18 protein-coding genes and 2 tRNA genes are annotated in these 25,125 nt (G+C 44.8%); 7 read left to right on the plus strand and 13 right to left on the minus strand.

Features of this window, described 5'->3' with window-relative positions; translation table 11 throughout:
* Position 1: 1 nt before the first annotated feature.
* The 5 genes from GJU87_RS17175 to GJU87_RS17195 all read right to left on the minus strand — a co-directional run bounded on the left by GJU87_RS17175 (position 2) and on the right by GJU87_RS17195 (position 8,711).
* Positions 2-736, minus strand: coding sequence for a hypothetical protein (locus GJU87_RS17175; protein ID WP_153640609.1), 735 nt, complete (start codon positions 734-736; stop codon positions 2-4).
* 15 nt (positions 737-751) lie between these two features.
* Positions 752-1,594, minus strand: a complete 843-nt coding sequence (locus GJU87_RS17180) for a hypothetical protein (protein WP_153640610.1) — start codon at positions 1,592-1,594, stop codon at positions 752-754.
* Positions 1,595-1,636: 42 nt separating this feature from the next.
* The gene (locus tag GJU87_RS17185) at positions 1,637-2,326 is read right to left on the minus strand and encodes a hypothetical protein (RefSeq protein ID WP_153640611.1); all 690 of its coding nucleotides are present in this window, start codon (positions 2,324-2,326) and stop codon (positions 1,637-1,639) included.
* A gap of 20 nt (positions 2,327-2,346) precedes the next feature.
* The gene (locus tag GJU87_RS17190) at positions 2,347-6,729 is read right to left on the minus strand and encodes an HYR domain-containing protein (RefSeq protein WP_153640612.1); all 4,383 of its coding nucleotides are present in this window, start codon (positions 6,727-6,729) and stop codon (positions 2,347-2,349) included.
* A gap of 1,226 nt (positions 6,730-7,955) precedes the next feature.
* The gene (locus tag GJU87_RS17195) at positions 7,956-8,711 is read right to left on the minus strand and encodes a LytTR family DNA-binding domain-containing protein (RefSeq protein WP_153640613.1); all 756 of its coding nucleotides are present in this window, start codon (positions 8,709-8,711) and stop codon (positions 7,956-7,958) included.
* A 723-nt stretch (positions 8,712-9,434) separates the two neighbouring features.
* On the opposite strand from GJU87_RS17195, the gene tsaB reads away from it, so the two are divergent.
* Positions 9,435-10,151 (plus strand): tRNA (adenosine(37)-N6)-threonylcarbamoyltransferase complex dimerization subunit type 1 TsaB, encoded by a 717-nt coding sequence (tsaB, locus tag GJU87_RS17200; protein ID WP_153640614.1) that lies wholly within the window; start codon positions 9,435-9,437, stop codon positions 10,149-10,151.
* A 578-nt stretch (positions 10,152-10,729) separates the two neighbouring features.
* Here tsaB and GJU87_RS17205 read toward each other — a convergent pair.
* On the minus strand, positions 10,730-10,954 hold the full coding sequence (locus GJU87_RS17205; RefSeq protein ID WP_153640615.1) for a hypothetical protein: 225 nt from the start codon (positions 10,952-10,954) through the stop codon (positions 10,730-10,732).
* Positions 10,955-11,307: 353 nt separating this feature from the next.
* Here GJU87_RS17205 and efp point away from each other — a divergent pair, with 353 nt between their 5' ends.
* Positions 11,308-11,877 (plus strand): elongation factor P, encoded by a 570-nt coding sequence (gene efp, locus GJU87_RS17210; RefSeq protein ID WP_153640616.1) that lies wholly within the window; start codon positions 11,308-11,310, stop codon positions 11,875-11,877.
* 27 nt (positions 11,878-11,904) lie between these two features.
* Here the strand turns inward: efp and GJU87_RS17215 are convergent, their stop codons facing one another.
* The 3 genes from GJU87_RS17215 to tyrS all read right to left on the minus strand — a co-directional run bounded on the left by GJU87_RS17215 (position 11,905) and on the right by tyrS (position 15,733).
* The gene (locus GJU87_RS17215) at positions 11,905-13,380 is read right to left on the minus strand and encodes an O-antigen ligase (protein ID WP_153640617.1); all 1,476 of its coding nucleotides are present in this window, start codon (positions 13,378-13,380) and stop codon (positions 11,905-11,907) included.
* A 6-nt stretch (positions 13,381-13,386) separates the two neighbouring features.
* Entirely contained in the window at positions 13,387-14,337 is a 951-nt protein-coding gene (locus GJU87_RS17220; RefSeq protein WP_153640618.1) for a hypothetical protein, read from the minus strand.
* Between the two features lie 103 nt (positions 14,338-14,440).
* A complete protein-coding gene (gene tyrS, locus GJU87_RS17225) occupies positions 14,441-15,733 on the minus strand; it encodes a tyrosine--tRNA ligase (RefSeq protein ID WP_153640619.1) in 1,293 nt (430 codons plus the stop codon).
* A gap of 189 nt (positions 15,734-15,922) precedes the next feature.
* Here tyrS and GJU87_RS17230 point away from each other — a divergent pair, with 189 nt between their 5' ends.
* Positions 15,923-17,035, plus strand: a complete 1,113-nt coding sequence (locus GJU87_RS17230) for a gamma-glutamyl-gamma-aminobutyrate hydrolase family protein (RefSeq protein ID WP_153640620.1) — start codon at positions 15,923-15,925, stop codon at positions 17,033-17,035.
* A gap of 8 nt (positions 17,036-17,043) precedes the next feature.
* Here GJU87_RS17230 and GJU87_RS17235 read toward each other — a convergent pair whose 3' ends face one another.
* Positions 17,044-17,574, minus strand: a complete 531-nt coding sequence (locus tag GJU87_RS17235) for a CvpA family protein (protein WP_153640621.1) — start codon at positions 17,572-17,574, stop codon at positions 17,044-17,046.
* 141 nt (positions 17,575-17,715) lie between these two features.
* Here GJU87_RS17235 and GJU87_RS17240 point away from each other — a divergent pair, with 141 nt between their 5' ends.
* The 3 genes from GJU87_RS17240 to GJU87_RS17250 all read left to right on the plus strand — a co-directional run bounded on the left by GJU87_RS17240 (position 17,716) and on the right by GJU87_RS17250 (position 21,814).
* Entirely contained in the window at positions 17,716-19,239 is a 1,524-nt protein-coding gene (locus GJU87_RS17240) for a GH3 auxin-responsive promoter family protein (protein WP_153640622.1), read from the plus strand.
* Between the two features lie 56 nt (positions 19,240-19,295).
* Positions 19,296-19,910: a deoxynucleoside kinase gene (locus GJU87_RS17245; protein ID WP_153640623.1), complete on the plus strand. Its 615-nt coding sequence runs from the start codon at positions 19,296-19,298 to the stop codon at positions 19,908-19,910.
* A 332-nt stretch (positions 19,911-20,242) separates the two neighbouring features.
* Complete coding sequence (locus GJU87_RS17250; RefSeq protein ID WP_153640624.1) at positions 20,243-21,814, plus strand: hypothetical protein; 1,572 nt, start codon at positions 20,243-20,245, stop codon at positions 21,812-21,814.
* Positions 21,815-21,857: 43 nt separating this feature from the next.
* On the opposite strand, the gene GJU87_RS17255 is transcribed toward GJU87_RS17250, so the two are convergent.
* Together GJU87_RS17255 and GJU87_RS17260 are read right to left on the minus strand one after the other, a co-directional pair.
* A tRNA-Asn gene (locus GJU87_RS17255) sits at positions 21,858-21,931 on the minus strand.
* A 20-nt stretch (positions 21,932-21,951) separates the two neighbouring features.
* Positions 21,952-22,025, minus strand: a tRNA-Asn gene (locus GJU87_RS17260).
* Between the two features lie 192 nt (positions 22,026-22,217).
* On the opposite strand from GJU87_RS17260, the gene GJU87_RS17265 reads away from it, so the two are divergent.
* On the plus strand, positions 22,218-23,207 hold the full coding sequence (locus GJU87_RS17265; RefSeq protein ID WP_153640625.1) for an adenosine kinase: 990 nt from the start codon (positions 22,218-22,220) through the stop codon (positions 23,205-23,207).
* Between the two features lie 67 nt (positions 23,208-23,274).
* Here the strand turns inward: GJU87_RS17265 and GJU87_RS17270 are convergent, their stop codons facing one another.
* Positions 23,275-24,891, minus strand: coding sequence for a sulfatase (locus GJU87_RS17270; RefSeq protein ID WP_153640626.1), 1,617 nt, complete (start codon positions 24,889-24,891; stop codon positions 23,275-23,277).
* Positions 24,892-25,125 lie beyond the last annotated feature (234 nt).

Genomic DNA, 25,125 nt, shown 5'->3' on the forward strand with positions numbered 1-25,125 from the left:
CTTAATTCATTTGTATAGCCGGGGTTACCGGTGTTTTAAATATTGTGTATTGGAATGCTCCGGCAGTTGTCGAAACATGAATCTCCATTCCGTACTTGTCGGTGGCTTTCACCAGTACGACGTCGTAAACCTGGTCTTGCAACACATTGTTTACGAGGCCGTTCAGCGCTAAGCTGTAATCGGTGGCATCCAACAATTTCTTTTGGAGATTTTCAGTGGTTCCGTCTGGTTTAGTAACCTTATAATCCACGGTCACCGGGTAATTTGAATTCGGTAACGGAACGCCATCGGCCGCAAACAGTTCAACGGTCGCCGTTGTGTTGCTGGTCGGTATATTCGGGTCGGCACAATCGCCGGCCTCTTTTGGGTTAAAGGCGATACTGGATGTGTTGGGCTGGACATTGACGACGATGGCTTTGGTGTTGGTACAGCCATCGGCATTGGTTTCCGTTGCCGTTACATAGTAGGTTCCGGCTTTGGCCCAGGTCACATCAATGGAAGCCTGGTTGTTCCCTGACGGGAAACTGATTTCCGAAGGTTGTGTTGCTTCGGTGGTAAATGTTTGTTCGTTGTAAATCACCCAGGAGTAGCTACTCCCGGGATGATTTTCAACAAAAAGATTGCGTGTTTGCCCTTCTGACACCACAAACGCCACCTGTGCCGTGGCAGAAGCCACGGCCAGGATTACCCATCCAACGATGAGTAGCAGGCGTTTATAGGTTAGGGTTGAGAACACTAAATGTTATTTGAATTAATTAGCTGTAATTGTAGATGTGTGTGGTCTAGCGACTACAGCGTCACCAGTATTATTGGTACCATCACTTTCAATTGAACCGCTTGAACACTGAGTATTGCTTATTGTCAATGTTTCTGTGAAATCCTGTGCATCTACTGCTGAAGTATTATCATAGGTGTTACCGTTAGTATATGTAACTTCCAACTTAACTGAACCTGCTCCGGCAGGTGCGGTAACAGTTGTTCCACTAAGCGCTGTGCCTGTGATATCATTATCAGAAGCATCCAGTACTTTAACCGAACCACCAGAAATACCTGCGATAGCGCTATATGCATAGTTGAAACTCCAAGTCTCTGATGCACCAATACCATTCGAACTAATAATATAAGTTACTGTAGCCGTTCCGTGATCATATGTCACACCTGTTGTACCATCCCAAGTAACTGCAACTGCATTATCATAGCAGAAATTACCACCAGTAACTGCAAGATCAAACGCAGATGGCTTAGGCTGAACTGGCAATGAACGAGTGTTACTGCATGAAGCCCCGTCTGTCTCAGTTACTTCAACTAAATAGTAGGTTCCATCTGTTTTAACACTGGAAGACCAAGTGATATTGACACTATTTCCACTACCAGAGATCGTCGCAACAGTACCTGTTACGTCTGTTGCATGGTCGCCTTCGTAGACTTTCCATGTATAACTAAAAGGAGTAGTACCGTCAGCCTCAAAGTGCTCAGTTACGGAATAGTTATGTGTTGCACCCGGATAAGGATTTTTTCCCGTTGACTGTGCAAACACTTTTGCACTACCTAGTGCAAAAAATGCGATAAGGGAGAGAATTACTAATTTTTTCATGATTTTAAGATTAATTGCCCAATTTTATTTCTGATTGATATTTTATGGTATTGCTTGATATTCAATATTGGAAGTTGCAGGTATTTGTGTGATAGTCAAAACCTGAGTACTGGTAACATCTGTCGGTGCAACACCGTTAGCATCTACTGCTGATGTAATGGAAATTGTTTTTGTGGCATCAGCACCACCAGCGTTATTTGCTAAATCATAAGAATAGGATAAAGTTCCCGTTCCTGGAGCGCTTGCAGATTCCGGTATCGTCAAAGTTTGAGGAGTAGTACCATCCGTTACAACAACCGTCCATGGGAATGTTCCACCAGAAACATTTACATCTCCACTAACACTGGTATTTCCTGTTTCAGCATCCGCACAAGTAGTTACTGCACCTGCAAATGCAATGTTTAAGTTATTATCTACAGTAACCACAATTTCTTTATAGTTACTACATGTAGTTAGAGTTACCTGTTCAGTTATCCGTATTGTATAGGTGCCAGGTTTCTTCCATAAGATTTGGGCATTATACTGATCCGCATTCGTTAAAGTATATCCGTCTGCGGCTCCAGTTCCTGGTGTTACAGTCCAGGTATAAGTATTACCGCTTGTTGCACTTGCACCCGAACGATATGAATAACTGGTATTCACATTCACGGTCTGAGCACCAGTAGTCCATTGAGCTGACACTTGGCCGGCAAAAGCCGCGATTAAAAAAGCTAATAAAGCAACTTTTTTCATAACTGATTCTTTCTTAGTTATTAATTGATTTTTTGATGTTCTATATCTTGTGTTTTTGGATTAAAATGAATCTCCACATTAAAACTTTGGGTAGTTTCATTTAGACTTTCATCAATAACTTTGAAAGTTACTGTCGAAATTCCCTCTGGGAATGCATATCCGCTTGGATCACCATCGCTATCGTCTCCAAAATCAACCAGTGTAACACTATTGTGTACTATTCGATATTCCACAATTAGATTGGCATTGGAAGTGCAGTTATCGTAATACGAGGTTCCTGGTAATCCAATGTTATTAACTACATAGGTTCCTGTCCCAGGATCGTCGACACATCCTATTAAGACGTCATTCAATGTTTCAATAACCGGTGCCGTAATATCAGGTGTTGTGGAGACCGTATAAGAACCGCTCGCTGCACACCCTTTACCATCGGTAACCATCACATTATATGTTCCGGGTGAAAGTCCAGTTTGATCTTCCGACGAAGTATTCAAACCGCTACCGTCCGTTGTACTCCATGAATATGTGTAGCCAGGAGTTCCTCCAGTAGCTGTCAGGTTAATAACACCATTACCACTGCCGGGACAACTCTCATCAGTGATGGCGGCACTTAAACTGACCTTATTCACTATGATTTCAGCGACATCTGAAACACTGCTTGCGACTGTAGCCGTTGACATGCCTGGATTGGTACGTGAAACCGTAAGGACTCTTTGGTAATAGGTCTTACCCGCAGTAGTAGCCGGCGGCGTATAATCTTTGCCTGTTGCCCCGGAGATCCCTGTAAAGTTCGTTCCATCCGTACTCTCCTGCCATTGGTATGCGACCGTGTAACTGGTGTTGCCTGAGATTGGACTATCAGCAAACGCATCACTTCCAACAATCGCAGCGGGCGTACTATTGATACAGACATTCTGGGTATTTCCAGAAGTCAGCGTATTGTTAACCTTTCGAAGATTATTAAATGAAATCCGGTTCGCTCCGGTATTTTCATAAAAATCCAATAGCAGATGATTATCTCCGTTTACACTGAAAAGAATTCCTGCATCCGTAGCATAAGCCCGGTTGCTCCAATGATCATATACAGCATTTCCGTCGACATACAAGCGGGCACCATCATCACTGCCAATATCTACCAGGTAAATACCATTCAGAGTTGAGTGCATCTGGTAATGAACTGAAAAAGTGGTAGTATTAATGGAAGCTTTTCCTGCTCCCAGGCTGTTATCAAAATCATAACAGTTTGTAGAACCGCCAAAATCCTCATCAAATTCCTGTGGCTCGCTCGTATAACCATAGTAATCCTGGAAGTTGGTTCCGTCGTAAATATGCCCAATCCACGAGTCTGTACCTTCAGTCGACGGATCATCACTGGAAATAAAGCCTGTCACAGTTACTTTTTGCGTTGCCGTAGCTGTATTTCCTGAGTTGTCGGTCACCGTCCAGGTAACTGTTGTCGTTCCTTCCGGGAAAGATACGGGAGCATTGTTTGTGACGCTGGCCACCCCGCAATTATCGTCTGTGGTCGGTGTGCCCAAACTTACACCCGTTGCCACACAAGAACTCGGATCGAAATATACCGACACATCAGCTGGTGCCGTAATGGTCGGATTTTGATCATCGGTCACTGTTACATCCATACTCGCCTGGGCAGAATTACCCGAAGCATCTGTCACGGTCCAGGTAATCGTTGTTGTTCCTTTATTGAAGGTATAGGTACCCACTGAATTAATGCCCGAGCCAGCAGAATTGTCCACCGTTGCTCCGGTCATTTCCCAGGTTAACGACGCAACGGAGCAGTTATCACTATAGGTTGGATCGGGTACGGAAACTGCTGCCGTACAAACTCCAAGGTCTACTGATTGTGTAATATCTGAAGGTGCTGTAATCGTGGGAGGCTCTGTTTCCGTTACTGTAATCTGAAAACTGCAAGTCGTTACATTCCCATCAATGTCAGTAGACGAAAAAGAAAGCGTATGGGTACCAACCGTAAAGAAGGAGCCGGAAGGTTGACCACTATCCATTGTAAACTGTGGTCCTTCAAATTCAATGATCGCTCTACGGGAATCATCGCTATAATTGTCGTTCCACTCACCATAAAAATCATGATAAGATGGCCATTGCCAATAAGTAAAGTTCCATAGTTCTGCCCAATCCTGATCTACTCCATTACTATTGACCAGATTATTAGGCTGATTACCGATTAATGTACCTTGATACCACTTATCGTAGACAAACGGCTCCCCTGTAACCCATTTCCATGTCCCCTCTGTTTCTGCATCCGTAAGTCCTATCCAATATTTATAATCTGTTCCGCTAGTAGTGCTTAAATTTTTTCCCCACGGTGTATTAAGTGTTAAATAATCATTCTCCCCCGATGAAGTAATAGTCGCTAAATGTCCACCAACCTCAAAAGCCTTTGTTTGCGCTTCAGCCGGAGTCATCTTCACGTTTGTATAATAATAACTATGCCCATTATACATACCGATATAAGTCAATCCCGATCCACTTAAGTCACCCGTAAATGCTCCACTATTGTCGGTCACCACTGGTACATCATACCAAACATAGGCACCACACTCCCCTGATGAATTTGTGGCATCTGCGGTTACCGTGATATCACTTGAACATGTAGTGAAAACAGGCGGATCAACCTGAACCGTAATGGTTGCACTTCCTGCATTTCCTGTACCTGTATTCGAATTAGCATCAACAACATCAACCAATGAATATGTTGTTGTAGCACCTGGACTAACAGTAATCGGATCTCCACTAATGTAGTTACTAACAGTGTAATTACTCGTGCCATCGGTATAAACTATCGTATATGGCTCAGTTCCTCCTGTTATCCTTACTGAGAGATTAGCTGATTCTCCTGAATTAATTGTTGCATCACCGGAAAGAATAGCTGAGGTGGAACCAATACCGCAGTTCCCACCAGACAAAGAACAATAAAAAGCTTGAAGCGAAGAAGGTAAATCCCCTGAAGATGTGCCAGACGGTGTCAAGCCATTCAATATTGGTGTATCATCAAATACATAAATATCACCAGTGTTGCTTATTTTATGCCCCGAATTGTCAAAATTCCCCGAAAAAATTATGGTTCCCTCGTTCGAAATAATTCCATTCGAAGTAGATCCATCATAATTTCCTAAAACTATTAACACCCCTTCAGGTCCAATCGTCAATGTTGGATTGGTGGCCAAAAAGTCTCCTGTAACGACCAAGGTATCGCATAAATATTGCTGCGAAGTACCAATCGTCAAATTACCATTAATAGTTATATTCCCATGGATTGTGATTGTTTGACTACTTACCGGATCACTTGGTGGTGGAACGACGAAACCCGCATCACTTGTTCCCCAACTATTTGGATCTTCCCAGTTACCGGTATAATTATCTTTGCTGAAGTATCCACTATTGGGTAACCCACAATCAGTAACTAAAACATACGTGGAGTCTGTAATTGAACACCCAATTGAATTGACGGCAGTACATGTATAGTAACCAGTCATACCTAATGTCGCAGAACTGATTGTTAAAGTTGCCTGATCAGTTGTTTGCGAAAACCCAGCAGGACCCCTCCAATGATAATATACAGGCTGGTAAGTCCAGGACGGATCGGACTGTGCTTCTGCTGTTAAAGTTATACTCCCACCAACTTGTATCATGCCTTGGGAATGTGGAATACCATAAACTCCGTTCCATGTCGGTGCCGTCGTAACAGAACAATCGATTAAGTTCAATACTCCAGATGGTATGCTATTGATGTTGTTTGCAAAATCTTGCGCGGTCCCATAATCACAATTATCGCCTACAGTAGATGTAGAACCAGAATAAGTACCATCACAAGTAGTAAAGTTAGCCCATGGATCTGTAGATGTGGCACCACCGCTTGGTACTGACACATTGCCTAACAAGTAAATGTGAGCTCCATCAATTGTCAAATCCCCCTGATTACTAGACCCCGATTTTGTAAAATCCCCTGTAACGATAAAATAACTCGAGAGAGTAAGCACAACTTTGTTTGACAAAGTCACATTCCCATTTACAATGACTGTAGAATATCGTCCCATGAAGAATTCAGACTCCTGCGTGCCTGTAAACTCCATAGTCATATCACCATTAACAATCAGAGTTCCATAAACAGACAAACTTCCGGTTGGACTGATTGTCAAATTACCTATCCGGACTGTATCACCAACTGGAATTACAACAGTGTTATTTACGGTAACATTGTCTGTTGATCCAGGCAAAATCCCAGTATCCCATATAGATGTATTGGTCCAGTCACCATCAGCAATTGTATTTTGCGCAAAAACAATACGGGAAGAAAATAGTAGGCAAAGCAACATTATCACTATTCCCCACCTAACATCGACAGTAGTAAACCTTCTCAACATACCCCACCCCCTTTCCAAATAGCCAGCATGAAGAAAAGTGACCAAACACTAAATGACGTATTACTTTTTCTCTGAATTATCTCGGGAAAGGATATCAAAGGATGATTTGAAAGAAGAGAAGAGGAATAAAAAGGGAAAACAACTTCCGCAGGAAGCTTTACGGCCGCGTCATGAGTCGGGCTGTGTGTACGACAGCATACGAATTTCTTTACCGATATGTTAATCAGTTGATGTAACAAGTGCTCCTAATTTTTGCCTTTTTATTCTTCATCCATTGCGTCAACCAAAACTCCTCAATCACCAATATGGCTTACGCAAATATTTAATTTGTTCAATGTCCTAAAATCAGACATTTTTTCAACAAACCTAAAAACAGCAATAAACACCTAAAAACGTGCTATATAATGCTGATGCCCTTTTTACTCCAGAGGTAAAATTATTAAAAATTGTTAAACAAATTGCAGACTGCGACATAATAATCGCCCACCACCTTCGTTATCGCACGCGACGAATACCTCAACAATCTGTAAATCTGCCAATTTAATATATTCTACCATTGTTAATTTTTTTTACAATCTAACTCCTGTCGATTCTGTTTTTGTGTAATATAGTTTATCATATAATTATATATGCTCTTCTAACCAATCCCAAAGCTTGCTTCTACATCATATGAAGGAATTTAGTAACCAGGTCAATTCTCCTCCAAAAATCTGAGAGACCTCCGTGAATAACTACTGTTACTCAAAAACGTTCACTGATACCAAAAGACCTTTCTGTCTCGTTTATAGCCTTTTCAAGCAGTAATAAGATAACGGGGTTAACGATTGAATATTTTGTGAAACCACTTATTTAGAATTCAAAAAACCTTGTTCCAACCTGCACGTGGCTTTCAGAACGGTTGGACAAGAAGCGAAATAAACACTGAACGACTCATTAATAACACATTAAGAGCACACCAAACAACACGCCTGTTAATTTTTTTTACAAAACCTTTAAACTAGCTGCCAACAGGTTATCAATCCGTTATGTTAAAAGTAATGGACTGATTATTACTCAAACAGCTTACAAAAAACAGGAAAATGAAAAATCAGGTAATAAAATATTCAAGAAGTGTTTGCACTAAAAAGAGTAAACAACGATAAAAAGGGAACTTTCACGCCCCTATAGACTGGAAATAAATTTCGACTGAAAAGAAAAAAGGTAAGTTTATTAGAAGGAACAATGCCTCATAAGCGATTGTGAAGCAGACGATTTAACAGTTCATCTTTGTATTTCGAGGAAACCTTCAACATTTCCCCACTCCTCATTTCGACCATGCCGCCCCCCGATTTCAGGTAACGCACCACATTCTTCAGATTAATCAAATGGCTGCGGTGGATGCGGCAAAAGCCATGATGAGCCAGGAGATTTTCAAATTCCATCAGCGTCCGGCTCACCAATGTTTCGGTTCCATCCTTAAAGAAAATGCGCGAGTAATTACGCTCGCCTTCACAACGCTCGATGTCGTCAATCCGCACAATCGAAAATCCATTCAACTCAGGCAAGGCAATGGTAGCATTGGCCTCTTCAGACGACCCAAACAGATTGTCGCGCATGGCCCTTACTCTTGGCAAAGTCGATGCCGATGACACCTGGTTAATCCGGTTCAGCGATGCCTTAATGTCGTCGGGGACGATCGGCTTCACAATGTAGTCGAATGCTGAATACTTAAAGGCTTTGATGGCATACTCGCTATACGCCGTTGTGAAAATTAGTTTGAAGTCGGTGTTCCCGAGTTTTTCGATTAAATCGAACCCGGTACCGTCGGGAAGTTTAATGTCGAGGAAAACCAAATTGGGATTCACCCGGTTAATCAACTCAAGACCTGAAGCTACAGAATCAGCTTCCCCCTCGAGAATCACATTTTCAAAACATTTCTCGAATGTCTTTTTCAAAATCGTTCTCGAAAGATGATCGTCGTCTATGATAACCGTGCGTAACATGATTTCTCTATACCAATTGTATGAAATTCAGAATAAACCTCGTAAAAGTATAAAAACACAACATATCAACACGGAAACAGGGACGAAAGTTTTACGGAATTATGTTCGGCATGAAATAAGGCACTACCCTCCTTAACCATCCCATTTCAGGTTTCAGGTTACGCTACGTTTCTGTTGTTAGAAAAAAGACATCAGACACAAGACTTTAGATTTAAGACCTAATCTCCTACACCGAATACTATAATTGTCTTTTTCCTTTAACCTATAAACCTGGCAACTTTAACCTTTTATTCCTGTTCGGCATGAGATGAAGTTCTCTATCCCTTCGCGTGTTTAGGCTTTGCGGCCTCTGCGTGGTGCCTCCTATTTATTCCGCGCAAAGAGCGCTAAGAAGCAAAAAAGGTGAGATTCTCTTCATTCAGCTACTCCTTAAATTCATGCGTTCCTTCATCAATGGCTATTGAAACTCCACCACACCTGTTTTTTTTCGTGCTACCCGTATCCAGGCTTTGCGGCCTCTGCGTGGAAAATTTACTTTCCCTGTAAACCGCGGGACGATCAAACAGAAAAAATCAGGTTTCTTTGGAATCCACGGTCACGATGTTTCGTAACCCTACACCGAGGGACCTTTTACTTAAACCATCCATCCGGTCGAAACGTTACTCACTAGCCGGATGAAATACCGACTTGAAAAATTTACCATCTTTGCACAAAATTGAAAGCATGTCTTTAATTCTGAACCTGGAGTCCTCAACCGAAGTTTGTTCTGTTTCCGTCGCGGAGAACGGTCATATTCTCACTTTTCGTGAAAATGGTGACGGTATGAATCATGCCAAATTGTTGACCGTGTTTATTGAAGAAATTTTCAACGAGTTGAAATTAACAGCAGAGCAACTGGATGCTGTAGCTGTATCGGGAGGGCCGGGTTCCTACACGGGGCTTCGAATCGGGGTGTCGGCCGCAAAAGGCATTTGCTATGGCGCCGGAATACCACTGATTGCTCTGTCATCGCTGGAATCGATGGCCAATCATGTGGCGGCTCATCTTTCGGATTACGACCTTCCTGCTGACGATTTGCTTCTCTGTCCCATGATTGATGCCCGGCGCATGGAGGTATACTCCGCCCTCTATTCCACCGATGGAAAACAAGTCCGGGATATTTCTGCCGACGTTATCGACCACCATTCTTTTCACGAATATCTGCAAAAGGGCCCGGTTGCATTTTTCGGAAACGGGGCGGAGAAATGCAAGCGGGCAATCCAGCATCCCAATGCACTTTTCCCCAAAGAAATTTCCGCTTCGTCGAAACACATGGCTGCTTTAGCCGAGAAGGCCTTCCGGGAGAAAAACTTTGTCGATGTGGCTTATTATGAACCTCTTTATTTAAAAGATTTTATTGCCACGGTTCCCCGGAAAAACATCTTCGGAAACCAGGAATAAAAGACTATTGGAAGAGTTTTAAGTTTTAAGTGCCCAGAAGATTGCCATCTTCCGACATCAAAAGGAAACAATTAATTGGGTTTCATACAGGAATTTTCCGAATCAACGCACCCATTGTTTCTTAAGAGTAAGAGATTATCAGACAGGGAAACATAGACTTTCTACCTCTGTATCATTCACTGTTTTAATTGTTCCTGTTGTTTCTGTCGTTACTTTGGTTGCTATCGTTCGGCTTCGGGGAATGGTTCCGCTTTGCGGTCTCTGCGTGGAGCCTTTTATGTATTCCTCGCAAAGAGCGCTAAGAACCACAAAGCCCGCAGAGATTCTCCAGGTCAGCAACTCTCTGAACCCATACATTTCAGCATAAATATCTATTCAAATTCACAGACATTCTCTTTTTTCTCAGCGTATTCAATCTTTGCGGCCTCTGCGTGGTACCTTTTATATATTCCTCACAAAGAGCGCCAAGCACCACAAAGCCCGCAGAGATTTATCTAATTTCAACTTCATAACTTTGAAGCCCTTAAACAGTCATTTACCTACCGTATCATGCCCATTTTCCAAAACCACGCCTGCTTTTACTCAAAACCACACGTGATCCTGGCTGAAACCACACGTGGTTTTCGACAAAACCATGTGTGATCTCGATCAAAACCACACGTGGTTTGAACTAAAACCACCGCAGGTTTTGTGGCGACCACCTTTTTTCCCCCGCAAAGAGCACTAAACGCCCCAAAGCCAGCAGAGGACTTCTTTTCAATCACCGTAAAACGCACCATTCCTGCCAGATAGCTTAAAATCATTTCTCATCTTGATTTTCAATTCTTCGCGTTCTCAGCGTATTCAATCTTTTGGGCCTTTGCGTGGAGTCTTCAATTAGTTACTCTCTAACACCTTCATACAGACGAACAATACAAAAAAAGTTTGTCAACGACCGTACAGTCACGAAGTATCGTGACCCTACAGCTTGCCGCAAATCTCCTCAGCCTGGAATCCTATGACTTCGCAGGAAGCGCCGGGAACCACAACATACGCAATATGAAACACTTCCCTATCTTTCTCATGCCCTTTAGGAAAGTTTCACTAAATTTGCGGCCTGACAGATCCCCGGAAATCTGGGGAAGTAAGTAATAATCATTTATTTAAACATATTATAATGGCAACTACTGCAGATTTCCGAAACGGATTGTGCATTGAGTACAACGACCAGTTGTTCCAGATTGTGCAGTTTCAGCACGTAAAACCAGGAAAGGGATCAGCTTTTGTTCGTACCAAACTGAAAAACCTGAAAACCGGCCGTGTCATCGAGAACACCTTCAACTCCGGAGTAAAAGTAACCGTCGCCCGCATCGAGCGCCGCCCTTATCAATTCCTGTACAAAGATGATATGGGATTCAACTTCATGCATACCGAAACATTTGAACAGGTGATTATCCAGCCGGACCTGGTGGAAAACGCCGACCTGTTGAAAGATGGTATGATGCTGGAGATCGTGTTCCATGCCGAAACCGAAACCGCATTGAGCGTTGAACTTCCTCCGTTTGTTGAACTGGAAGTGATTTACACCGAACCGGGTGAGAAAGGCAATACGGCTTCTTCTACCGCATTGAAACCTGCCGAAATGGAAACCGGCGCTACCATCATGGTTCCGATTTTCATCAACCAGGGTGATATTCTTAAAGTGGATACCCGCGACCGTTCTTACTCAGAACGCGTGAAGAAATAAGAAAATACATATGGCGAATGCCAATATCTATCTCCCGGTCATTTTGTTGGCCGGGATTTTTTTGCCCCAAACTTTTCGGTCCTCTATATCCAGCACCACAATCAGTGCAAAACTCATCCAGAATGGAATGGCAGCATTGTCCATGTCGAGGAAGTTGTTGAGAAAGCTGTGGACGAAGTAGGTGGTAAGGGATAACACAGCGGCTAACGACAGGAGTCGCGTCCGGGAATCTTCCGTTCGGGAATACAGTCGGATACCAGTGTATAAAATAGAGACAATCAGTGCCAGGAAAGCGAGTAATCCCAATAAACCGGAAGAGACCAATGCGCCCAGGTATTCGCTGTGAGCATTTCCCCAGTCGCCCGAATTAGTACTAATGATGGTTCTGAACTCCCGAATCTGAAACGGAGCATATTCGAACTGATACGTATTCGGTCCCCATCCAAAAACCGGCTTTTCCTTAAACATTTCCAAAGCGCAGTACCAGCGATTCAACCGTTCCACGTTCGATGCATCGGAAGTAATGTTGGTCATCGACTCCACATGTTTCACCATGTTGCTCGAAGAATCGGTCTTGTTTGTTTCCAGCTTCAACAGAATCTGTGTCCAAAATGTAAACAGGATGACCACGACGGTTACAGCTGTAAGGAGAAGATGTGTGAACCGAATGCGCAACTTCATGATGAGCCAAACAACGGCAGCAACAGCCACACTTAACCAACTGGCACGTGAGTAGGAGAACAACAGGCCGGCAACAAAGAGAGGCAGGAGCAGAACAAACAACGCCCGTGTTTTCATCCTGCTTTTGCGATCAGCGGCAAAAGCCAGCAAATACGGAATCATCATCGCTATGACGGCACCGTAAACGGTATGATCGTTAAAAAAAGGCTGGGGAACTTTATAAGCAATCTGTTTATTCCACAAACCATAACCAATGTGCTTCCTAATGGTCAGAATGATCACGATGACCATTCCCGCCAGGAAAAGTAACCACAACTCCCTGACCGATGAAAATCCTCTCTTCAGATACTGTGTTGCCATGAAATAGGCAGCACTGATGAACCAGGCAGCCGCCAGAAAAGCTTTCAAGGAAACCAGTGGCATCGTAGAGGTCAAACTGGTCAGCAACATCCATCCGAGGTAGATTCCAATCATCAACGTAACAGGGTGACGCCACACCTTCCGGTCAAAATCATTCTCCATTAAGAGCCGCAGCACAAAAATGCCCAGCAGTCCAAAAAGAATGGGCTCCGATGGCAGGCTCATATTGATGGTTGAGTCCGGATAAAATGTTGTTAACGGGATGGAAAGTGGTGTCAAAAATATGACCAGCCGAAATAAAACATCCAGACGGTACAAAGCCAACAGCACCACACCCAAAGCCAAAGGCAACAGGATTAGTACCCGGCTCTCCTTCACAATCAACAGATAGATATTGGCCGCAATAAAAAGAAGCGACACAATGTAAAACAGAGCAAGTTTTATGTGGCTGACGCGTTCCACCCGATGCTACGATTTCTTACGGTCGACTAGCGCAATAACGACGGTTCCAATCAGCAAGGCAAACAAAACACTTAACAAAACAATCAGGGTTCTCTTTGGCCAGTATTTCCGATCGGCCGGGAAAGGTTTTTGGACAACCCGCGCAAACCGGGCCTGTTTGTTCGACTGGGAAAGTGCCCAATGATGATACGTTCGTAGCGAATCGATCTCTGTATTGCGACCTTGCAGCTCTTCGCTCATTTGCCAAAAATGAATTCCATTTTGGCCTAAATTCTCTAAGTCTTTCTTAACCTCTCGGGATGAAGAAGATGACAAACCTCCTTTGACAATCGCGGCCATATAGCCCCGGGTTACCTCCTTTACCTGCTCCGGATAGTCAAGTAAACCGGTCTGTTCGCTGTATTGTGTCAAATCTTTTACCAATGAGTCACGCTGGTGCACCAGATTTTTAAGCTCAATACCACTGGTTTTCGCATATTCTCTGTACCTCTGCCGGTATACATGCAACATTTTACTGTTACAGAACGATATCAGCGAATCCGCCATATCCGAGGCTCGCTGTGGCTCTTCGTCGAGGATGCTGATTTCGACAGCCTGATATTCGGTCTTCCGGACGTCCACATTTTTGTCATACCGATCGAGCACGGTAGACCAGAAATACGGGTAGTTTTTCGATACCCGGTAAGCTTCACCCAGATCGAAAGTCTTTACCATACGACGCTTCAAATCGGTCGAATTAAAAAACTCCAGCATCTGCTCGGTTTCCGATTCATCGCTAAAAGTCCGGACATCCAGCATGGGATAAACTTTGGCTACTGAACGGAATTTGGGATGGATAAATGTTGGACCGGTAAACACGGCAGCCAGACCCCCTGCTACAACAGCAATAATCCCCAAATGGAGCTTCCACTTCAGTAGTAATTGTAACAGCCGGCGATTGTCAAAATAATTTTCCATGGTTAGTTAACTGAAAGTAAAACGGGCCTTGTCATTCACAAAGGAAACGAACAAGACCCGTCAAAAATTATCTAATATCATGCTGTTCAGCAGAAAATAGCAATTATCCTGCTATAATCAGGAAGTAATTCTTCTTTCCTTTCTGCACCAGCAAATACTTTTCTCCAATCAGCGACACTGCGTTCACGGTTGCATCGTCAGCCGTCACTTTCGATTTGTTAATGCTCAAACCGCCTCCTTTGATGGTCCGGCGCAACTCTCCTTTCGACGGAAACACTTGCGTATGCTCAGCCAGCAGATCGATGACGCCAACACCTTCATCCAACAACTTCCGGTCGACCGGAAATTGTGGTACGCCTTCGAAAACCGAAAGGAAGGTATCTTCATCCAACTTGCGTAATTGCTCTTCCGTTCCTTTTCCAAACAGAATCTGCGATGCCTCAACCGCCGCATCATAATCCGCTTCGGAGTGAACCATGCAGGTAACCTCTTTAGCCAGTGTTTTCTGCAAAATGCGTGTGTGTGGCGCTTCCTGATGTTCCGCTACCAGCTTCTCAATTTCTTCTTTAGGCAACAGCGTGAAGATTTTAATGTACCGCTCTGCATCTTCATCCGAGGTATTCAGCCAAAACTGGTAAAATTTGTAAGGTGACGTACGCTTCGGATCGAGCCAAACATTGCCTGATTCGGTTTTTCCGAACTTCTTCCCGTCGGCTTTGGTAATCAGCGGACAAGTAAGTGCGAAGGCCTCTCCTCCCAGCTTTCGCCGGATGAGTTCGGTGCCTGTCGTTATATTTCCCCACTGATCGGAACCGCCCATCTGCAGTTTGCAGTTTTTGGTCTCGTATAGATGGAGGAAATCGGTTCCCTGAACCAGCTGATAGGTAAATTCGGTAAAGGATAATCCGGTTTTACTGCTTCCGTCAAGGCGCTTCTTCACCGAATCCTTCGACATCATGTAGTTCACGGTGATGTGTTTCCCGATATCGCGGATGAAACCCAGGAAGCTGAATTCCTTCATCCAGTCATAGTTATTCACCATTTCGGCACCGTTTTCTACTTCCGCACTGAAATCAAGAAATTTGGCCAGCTGCTCTTTCAGGCAATTCTGATTGTGACGCAATGTCTCTTCATCCAACAGGTTCCGTTCCTGCGATTTACCTGATGGATCGCCAATCATCCCGGTAGCGCCTCCCACCAACACAATCGGTTTGTGGCCGGCCACCTGGAAATGTTTCAGCATCATTACTCCAACCAGGTGACCAATGTGCAACGAATCGGCCGTCGGATCGATTCCCACATAGGCCGTGGTCATCTCTTTCTCCAATTGTTCTTCCGTACCGGGCATCATGTCGTGAATCATGCCCCGCCAGGTAAGCTCATTTACAAAATTCACTGGTATATTTTTTAGTCCGTTAAATGTTCCATTTGTGCATTTCAACCTTCCGGGAAACCGGAAAAACAACTGTCCGGCTGAAATTTCGCGCTAAGATACAAAATTTTAACGCTCTCCGCCGAAGACCTTTCGTTCGTCCTAACGGGAAAAGATGCTATCTTTAAAAACCACACCATTAGCCCAACCATCATGAAACGAAACCACTTCTTTTCCTTTCGCCTGAATCGCGCATTCACATTTCTGTTAATTGTTCTGCTTTCGACCAACGCGTTTGCCTCTAATGGAAACAAGCACCGCATTATCTTACTGCACCCTACGGTGAGCAACATCGAAAATGCGCTGGCACTGGTCAAAGACGGCTTGATTGACATTTCCAATCTGGAAATGCTTGGCGTTTATTACGCCGATGAAAACTATGACTATTCAGCTTCGGAAAAGTATTTGGCCGAGCATCATATCGAAAATTACCATCTGGAGAAAGTCGAGGGTAAACTTACACTCAATGACCTTTTCAGGAAGAATGCCTGTACTGCGCAGTTCCATCAACTTTTCGAAAGTGCAGATGCGATTTTGTTTTTCGGTGGACCGGATATTCCACCATCCATTTACGGTGCCAAGCAGGAGTTGCTTACTTCGGTGACCGACCCTATGCGGCACTTTTTTGAGGCTTCATTCTTCTTCCACCTGATTGGCGGTTCCCAAAATCCGGACTTCAAACCATTCCTGGAAGAACAGCCTGACTTTGTTATCCGCGCATTCTGCCTCGGCATGCAAACCATGAACGTGGCTGCCGGTGGAACACTCATTCAGGATATTCCGCAAGATGTTTATGGAATAAATGATGTGGAAGATGTGCTGAAGATGTCACCGGCAATGATGCACCGGAATTATAACAATGGCTTTTCGGATAACCAAGATATTTTCTACGGTCATTTTCACCCCATTCGGTTGGTGAAGGACGGCTATTTTGTTACTGATGCCGGTTTCCCGGAAACGGCTATACCTTATGTGTTAAGTGCCCATCACCAGTGTGCGGGCAAAATCGGACAAAACCTGAAAGTCATTGCCACATCGATGGATGGAAAGATTGTGGAAGGCCTCCGAAGTACCCGATTTCCCAACGTAATTGGCGTTCAGTTTCATCCCGAACAGGATTACCTGTATCATCCCAATAAGGAATTCAAGCGGACAAATGACGAATCTTTCAGTCCGGAAAAGCTGTTACAAAGGACCAACAGCATGGCTTTTTACAAAGCATTCTGGAAGGATTTTTCCCGGAAGGTGACCGAGAGTAAAAAATAAACCTCGGTTTACAACGAAACTTCCTGGACGCCTTCTTTCAGCTCTTTTTTGGCTTCGTCGAAGTGGAAGAAGGGCAAAATGCTGGGCGCGAAATTCCGCAACGGTTTATACAGTATCGATTGGTTGGCCTTTTCAGGTGGTATCAGGTTGAATGTATATTTACCCACCGTTTCAATCAAAATCAACAAAATGCTGATGATAAAGGCGGCTTTCAACACGCCTACAACCACGCCGGCCAACCGGGTCAACATACCGAGTGCTACAGCCTTAAATAGCGTGTCAGCCAACCGGGCCACCAAATGAACCGCTACCACAACCAATATAAAAGTGAGAATAAAGGCAATCAAACCCAGATGTTCCGGATTCCAGTCGAATGCCGAATGCAGATAATAAGCTGTAAAGCCGGAAAATTCAACAGCTCCCCAAATCCCCAGCAACAAGGCGGCAATGGAAGCCAGTTCGATAAAAAATCCCTTTTGAAATCCGCGGACAGCGGCAAATACCAGAAGAGCGGCAAAAATAATATCAAGCAAATTCATGGTTTCGGATTGATTCGATAAGGTAAAAATATCAAAAAATGGAGCAGAAAAGAGGTACCCCGAAAAAATTATGTATTTTGCCTTCCGGGTGTAAAAAACTTAACATCCTGACCTTGAACCAACTTAATTCGAAAAAAACGAATGGCACTGCTGAATTCCATCATCAAATGGGTTAATTACAAACGCATTTACCAGATTGAACTCTACCGGAACCATGCGGAGGAGATTCAGGAGGAGATGTTATTTAATTTATTGAACGAGGCCAAGAACACCGAATGGGGCAGGAAATACGACTACCGCTCCATTAAATCGGTGGAGCAATTTGCCGAACGAATTCCGATCAGTACCTACGAACAGATGGAACCGCACATTTCGCGAATGATTGATGGAGAGCGAAATGTGCTATGGCCCGGCGAAATAAAATGGTTCGCCAAGTCGTCGGGAACCACCAACGCGAAGAGCAAGTTTATTCCGGTTTCCACCGATTCTTTGGAAGATTGCCACTTTCGCGGAGGAAAAGATGTGTTGGCCATTTACCACCGAAACTATCCCGAAGCCAAAGCCCTAACGGGAAAAAGCCTGACATTGGGCGGAAGTCATCGCGTTAGCAACCTCAGCAACAAATCGTATTATGGCGATCTCTCGGCCATCATGATAGAGAACCTGCCGTTCTGGACGGATCTGAACCGGACACCTCCCACAGAAATCGCATTGATTGAGGAATTTGAGCGGAAAGTGGACGAAATCACTAAAACTTCTATCCACGAAAATGTGACTTCGTTTGCCGGCGTACCGTCGTGGTACCTCGTGCTGCTTCGTCATGTACTCGATTACACCGGGAAAAATAACATGCTGGAAGTATGGCCGAACCTAGAAGTATTTATCCACGGCGGCATCAACTTCGAGCCTTACCGCGAACAGTACCGCAAGCTGATTCCGTCGGACGAGATGCGTTACCTCGAAACCTACAATGCTTCCGAAGGTTTCTTTGCCATCCAGGACGATCCTTCACGGGATGATCTGCTGCTGATGCTCGATTATGGTATTTTCTACGAGTTCATCCCCATGTCGGAATACGGAAAAGAAAATCCGAAAACCATTCCATTATGGGACGTTGAAACCGGGGTCAATTATGCGATGGTTATTTCCACCAACGGCGGACTGTGGCGCTACCTGATTGGAGACACCGTCGTTTTCACTTCGAAGAATCCGTATAAAATCAAAATCACCGGCCGGACAAAGCACTTCATCAATGCATTTGGTGAAGAGGTCATCATCGATAATGCTGAAAAAGCGCTTAAGCAGGCTTGCGATGAAACCGGGGCTACCATTCGCGACTATACTGCCGGACCGGTTTTTATGGGCGACAACGCGAAAGGAGCTCATGAATGGCTTATTGAGTTTGAAACGCCTCCGGCCGATCTTTCCCGTTTTACGGAAATACTGGATAAGACACTTCAAAGTGTCAACTCGGATTACGAAGCCAAGCGACATAAAAATACCACCCTCAACTCCCCGAAAGTAACTGCTGCTGCCCAGGGCACTTTTTATCACTGGATGAAAGAAAAAGGCAAAATCGGTGGGCAAAATAAAGTTCCACGCCTTTCGAATAACCGTGATTACCTGGAACAATTGCTTCCGTTTCATCATGAACTTTCGCGGTAGAGCGGAAATTATCGATGGTTTTATTACATTCGTATGTTTTTGAAAAACCCTAGACAATGCACATTGCCATAGCTGGAAACATTGGTGCCGGAAAGACCACACTTACGAGCCTGCTTTCTAAACATTACGGCTGGGAAGCCCATTACGAAAGCACCGATGATAATCCTTACCTCGACGACTTTTACCACGACATGCAGCGTTGGTCGTTCAATCTTCAGGTGTACTTCCTGAATAACCGGTTCAACCAGGTACTCGATATCCGGAAATCGGGAAAAACAATTATCCAGGACCGGACCATTTACGAGGATGCCGAAATTTTTGCTCCGAACCTGCATGACATGAGCCTGATGAGCACCCGCGATTTTAACAACTACCGCTCGCTCTTCGATCTGATGACCCGCCTGATCGAACCGCCGGATTTGCTTATCTACCTGCGTGCTTCCATCCCGACACTCGTCAACCAGATTCAAAAGCGTGGCCGCGATTACGAAAATTCCATCCGCCTCGATTACCTGAAACAGCTGAATCAGCGCTACGAGGCCTGGATTTCGAAATACCACAAAGGAAAAATGCTCATCATTAACGTCGATGAAATTAACTTTGCCGATAATGCCGAAGACCTCAGCAAAGTTATCGACCGTATCGACGCCCAGATAAACGGATTGTTTTAGACAATTCGGACAGAAAATATTCTGAAGCCACTGGAGGAATTCAGTGGCTTTTTTTACGCTCTTTAATCAGAAACCTTCCAACTGCTGTTACAACTAGCCAACACAGGTAACCCATGATATTACTACACTGGTTACGAAATGTTTTTAGATGAGGAAAGCAAGGACGAAGATTAACTTAGTTTGGTTGTTATTCCAAATCCCAAAACGGAATATTCAGGATGAAAACAAAACCACGTTTCTTCATATCTGTCAATAAGTTAACAGTATGCCAAATTAATGGTACGGGTTTTGCATTCCTTATGTCAGAATCAGCTCATTTAATACCTACAGCTATGAAAAAAGCAATTATCATATCCGTCCTTGCAATCCTCACCATAATGGCAGGCGTTGCAACAGCAAGAGATTATCCGGATGAGTACCTGGGTTTGCCGGGTGACAACCTGAACCTCTATGCTACCATGAAATTATTCCAGGAGTCGGAAACGTTGGAAGGTTTTGAAAGAAGCCTGAACGACCCCAATTCACATATCAATAATCTCGACCTGAATGGAGACAACCTGGTTGATTACATTTCGGTGGTTGATTATGTTGACGGAGGCGTTCATAACATCGTTTTAAGAACTCAACTCAACAGGGATGAAACACAGGACATAGCCGTTTTCACCGTTCAACGCTTCGACGACGGGACAGCCCGGATACAACTTATTGGTGATGAAGCGCTTTACGGCAAAAACTACATTGTTGAACCTATTTATGCCGACAGTCAGGAAACACCCAACCCGGGTTACATGGGAAGTTCTTTAGTAGTGACTACTCCAACACCTGTTGTAGTCACAACCTACGAAGTGGCAGCCTGGCCAATCATCCGGTTTATTTACCTTCCCGGGTATGTTCGCTGGCATTCCACCTGGGGATGGGGACATTATCCTTCCTATTGGAATTCGTGGCGCCCTTATTACTGGCATACTTACTACGGTTATCACAGCCACTTTGACCACTACTATTATGCCCATTACCGCCATTGGAATCATTATCGGTACCATCGCTACCACAATTTCTATTACAATCATGTGCGGGCACATTCTCCAGAAGTGAGCGTCAGAATCAGGAGAGGAAACTATAGAACGACCTACTCCCGCCCGGACCTGAGAAGAAGAGGTGACGATCTTTACAGAAGAACAGCCACAAGAAGCACGGGATATCGGACAGACAACTCAAATTCCCGAAGAACGAACAGCCGGCAATCTGTGAACAATCGAAGAACTTACAATACCCATTCAAATTCAGGAAGGCGAACGATTTCAAGTAGCACATCGCGGACACGGAGCAATTCATCCGTCAACAGGAGACCGGTAGACACACGAAGGTCATCGACGATACGTTCAGGAGGCTCCTCTGCCAATCCCTACCGGGAAAGCAGAACCGGAGTATCTCAAAACAGAAGCTATTCGTCTAACAGAACCGGTACGCGTTCTTCTGTAAGCACACAAAGACACGCACCTCAAAAAACAACCGTAAGAAATAGCAGATCGTCGAGGTCATCTGCCGTTGGTCGGACTTACAGGCAGCCATCGCAATCGCGCACGACTTATTCAAGCCGGTCATCTTCCAAACCAAGGGTGTCCTCCCGACCTTCCAGTTCAGGAAGTTCATACCGGCAGCCCAGAGTGTCATCGAGATCTTCAGTTTCAAGAAGCTCTTCCAGACAGCCCAGGGTATCGTCCCGAAGTCATAGCTCTAATAATAGAAGTTCGAGCGTCACAAGTAGAAACAGTCGCAGTTCAAACAGTCGGGGTTCAAGCGTTAAAAGTAGCCGTAGCTCAAATAACAGAAGTTCAAAAGCGACCAGCAAGAGCAGCCGTTCGCGATCATCCTCCGAAAGAAAATCAGGACGTAGGAAGTAAAAAGACACAAGAAAGCCGGTCATTTCTGACCGGCTTTTTTCAGCTCCCCAGGTAGGACTTGAACCTACGACCTACGGATTAACAGTCCGCCGCTCTAACCAACTGAGCTACTAGGGAAAATATTTTCCTTAAAAGTGCTCCCCAGGTAGGACTTGAACCTACGACCTACGGATTAACAGTCCGCCGCTCTAACCAACTGAGCTACTAGGGAATTTTTTTTATCGGTTTCTAACCAATGTTTGCAGTGCGAAGATAGTTGTTTTCGGCTCGCAAACTATTGTTTTCACCGGATTTTTTAAGAACATTCCTTCAACGTTTTCGTCAAAGGCGTTGCAAAAATAACAGGTTTTCCTAAAAACTAAAATATATTTGTGAAAATTTTAAAGTCAAAAAACAGCACAAAATGCATAACGTTGATTATCCGAAAATCCTGGGTATAGGGAATGCCCTGGTAGATATTATGACCCTTCTCCGTGACGAATCCATTCTGCAGGAATTTGGACTTCCGAAAGGAAGCATGACCCTGGTAGATCGCGAACTCTCAGAGGAGATGCAGGAAAAGACAAATGGTTTTGAGAAAAAGATAACGACGGGAGGTTCAGTAGCCAATGCCATGAATGGTGTGGCTAATTTGGGCGTTCCCTGTGGCTTTGTCGGATCAGTTGCAGAAGATGACATGGGACGGTTTTTTGAGTCAAAACTTGAAGAAAATCGGATTGAGCCGTTTTTGAAGAAAATGGATACCCGCACCGGACGGGCTGTGGCCCTGATTACCCCGGACGGAGAGCGCACCTTTGGAACCTACCTGGGAGCTGCAGTTGATATGGGAGCTGACGACATTGATCCGAAAGTATTTGAAGGATTTGACTACTTCCTGATTGAAGGCTATTTGGTACAGAATTATGCGTTGATTCTGGAAGCAGCCAGAAAAGCGAAAGCAGCAGGTTTGAAAGTGGCACTCGATTTGGCCAGCTACAATATCGTGGAAGCAAATCTTGAGGTACTGAATGACCTGGTAGATAATTACGTTGACATTTTGTTTGCCAACGAAGAGGAAGCAAAAGCATTTACCGATAAAGAGCCGGAAGATGCGTTGGATGCAATTGCATCACGCTGTGATATTGCCGTTGTAAAGGTGGGTAGCAAAGGTGCTTTCATCAAACAAGGAACCAGCAAATGGCACATTCCTGCTAAAGGAAACAAAGTAGTTGATACAACCGGAGCCGGTGATTTCTTCGCAGCCGGAATGCTGGCCGGAATTTCCAAAGGCTACGAGATGGAAAAAGCCGGTCACCTGGGCGCACTTTTGGCCGGTCGGATTATCGGCGTTGTTGGAGCGCAACTGGATGCTGAAGCCTGGAACGAGATTAAAGCGGCAGAAGCTGATTTATAAAACATTTTCTTCAACCAAAAAGAAAGGGCGCCACATGGCACCCTTTTTTTGTAATCATACGGTTGCTTTATTCGTGCTTATTGATGGCCTCCAGGTACGCATCGAGGTACTGTTTGTCCAATTGATTCGAATCCCCATACTTTTGCCGCAATTCGGTCAATCGTTCGTGCATCATTTTCTGCACATCGGCGTAAGCCGGATCGCCATACACATTATGCATTTCATGCGGGTCCTTTTCTAAATCATACAATTCCCATTCGTCGATATCATAATAGAAATGCATGAGTTTATATCGGTTGGTCCGGACACCATAATGCCGTTTCACCATGTGAATAGACGGATATTCGTAGTAAGTGTAATAGATCGCATCGCGCCATTCGGAGCTTTGTCCATCCACCAACTTACGGAACGACATTCCCTGCATATCCTTCGGGATTTTCACACCTCCATAATCCAGAAATGTCGGAGCAAAGTCGAGATTCTGTACCAACTGGTCGACCGTTGTTCCGGGCTTAATCTCTTTCGGATAACGCATCAACAGTGGTGTCCGGAATGATTCCTCGTACATAAAACGCTTGTCGAACCAGCCGTGCTCGCCTAAATACATTCCCTGGTCGGACGTGTACACCACGATGGTATTTTCGGCCAGACCGTTCTTATCGAGATAATCGAGTAACTCTCCCACCGCATCATCCACCGAAGCAACACACGCCAGGTAATCCTGCAGGTAACGCTCATAGCGCCAGTGAGCCAGCTGCTGCTCGTTCATGTTCGGATACGCTTTTTCGAAGGCTTCATTCATGGGGCGGTATACCGAATCCCAGGCTGCCTTTTGCACCGAATCCATCCGTCCGACATTGTGTTTAAAGGCGTTGCGGCCCCACGTAGTCGGATCCTTCAACCCCAGTTTATCCATCACGTCCGGATAGAGCTTATCATCGCCCGACCAGTTCTGATCGCGATACACCCGCATTTCAGCAGCGTGGGCCGCCGTTCCCCTTCCACTGTAATCATCGTGATAAGTAGCGGGCTCGGGAAATTCCTTCTTCGTGTATTCCTTGTAGTACTTTTCTTCCGGCATCCACTCGCGGTGCGGCGCTTTTTCGTGAAAAAGCAAACAGAAAGGCTTGCTGGTATCCCGATGTTTTAACCAGTCGAGTGCCAACCGGGTCGTAATCTTTGTTACGTAGCCCGGAATTCGTTCCTCCTTCCCATTTATTATGAAATCGGGATTATAGTAATGTCCCTGGCCGGGAAGAACAGCTGAGTAGTCAAAGCCCTGCGGAGTTCCGTCAAGGTGGATTTTACCGACAAGGGCCGTTTGGTAACCCGATTGTTGCAGCAGCTTCGGAAAACTTTCCTGGTCCCAGTTGAACCGCTGTACATTATCTACCTTCCCGTTGATGAAACTGTGTTTGCCGGTCAGCATTACGGCCCGGCTGGGTGCACAAAGCGAGTTCGTGACGAAGGCATGGGAAAAAATAGCGCCTTCATGTCCAATCCTGTCGATGTTAGGCGTTTTAATCAGGGTGGAATCATACGCACTTATGGCCTGGTACGCATGGTCGTCGCTCATGATGTAAATGATGTTGGGCCGTTGAGGCCTGGGAGCCTTCTGGGTGCAGGCAGTTGCAGCTGCTCCTACTGTCAGCAGGGCGAGTGCGTGTGTCAGGTGATTACTCATTTGGATATCGTTAAGGTTTGTGTCGTTCGGCTCAGGTTTCCGCCATTTGCATGGACCGGGAACTGCCTCGTTACAACAAATATAAAAATCCTATCCCGTCAGCTCTCCATATCCGGGTACTTTTTAAACAGCTTCTCACCCAACCCTTCCAAACAGCCGTCGCCTGTCGAAGTAGCCACGGGAAATTCTTCCTTCAAAACCAGATCCATTGGTTCCGCCTACTCATCGTCCCGG

Source organism: Prolixibacter sp. NT017, assembly GCF_009617875.1.
Lineage (GTDB): Bacteria > Bacteroidota > Bacteroidia > Bacteroidales > Prolixibacteraceae > Prolixibacter.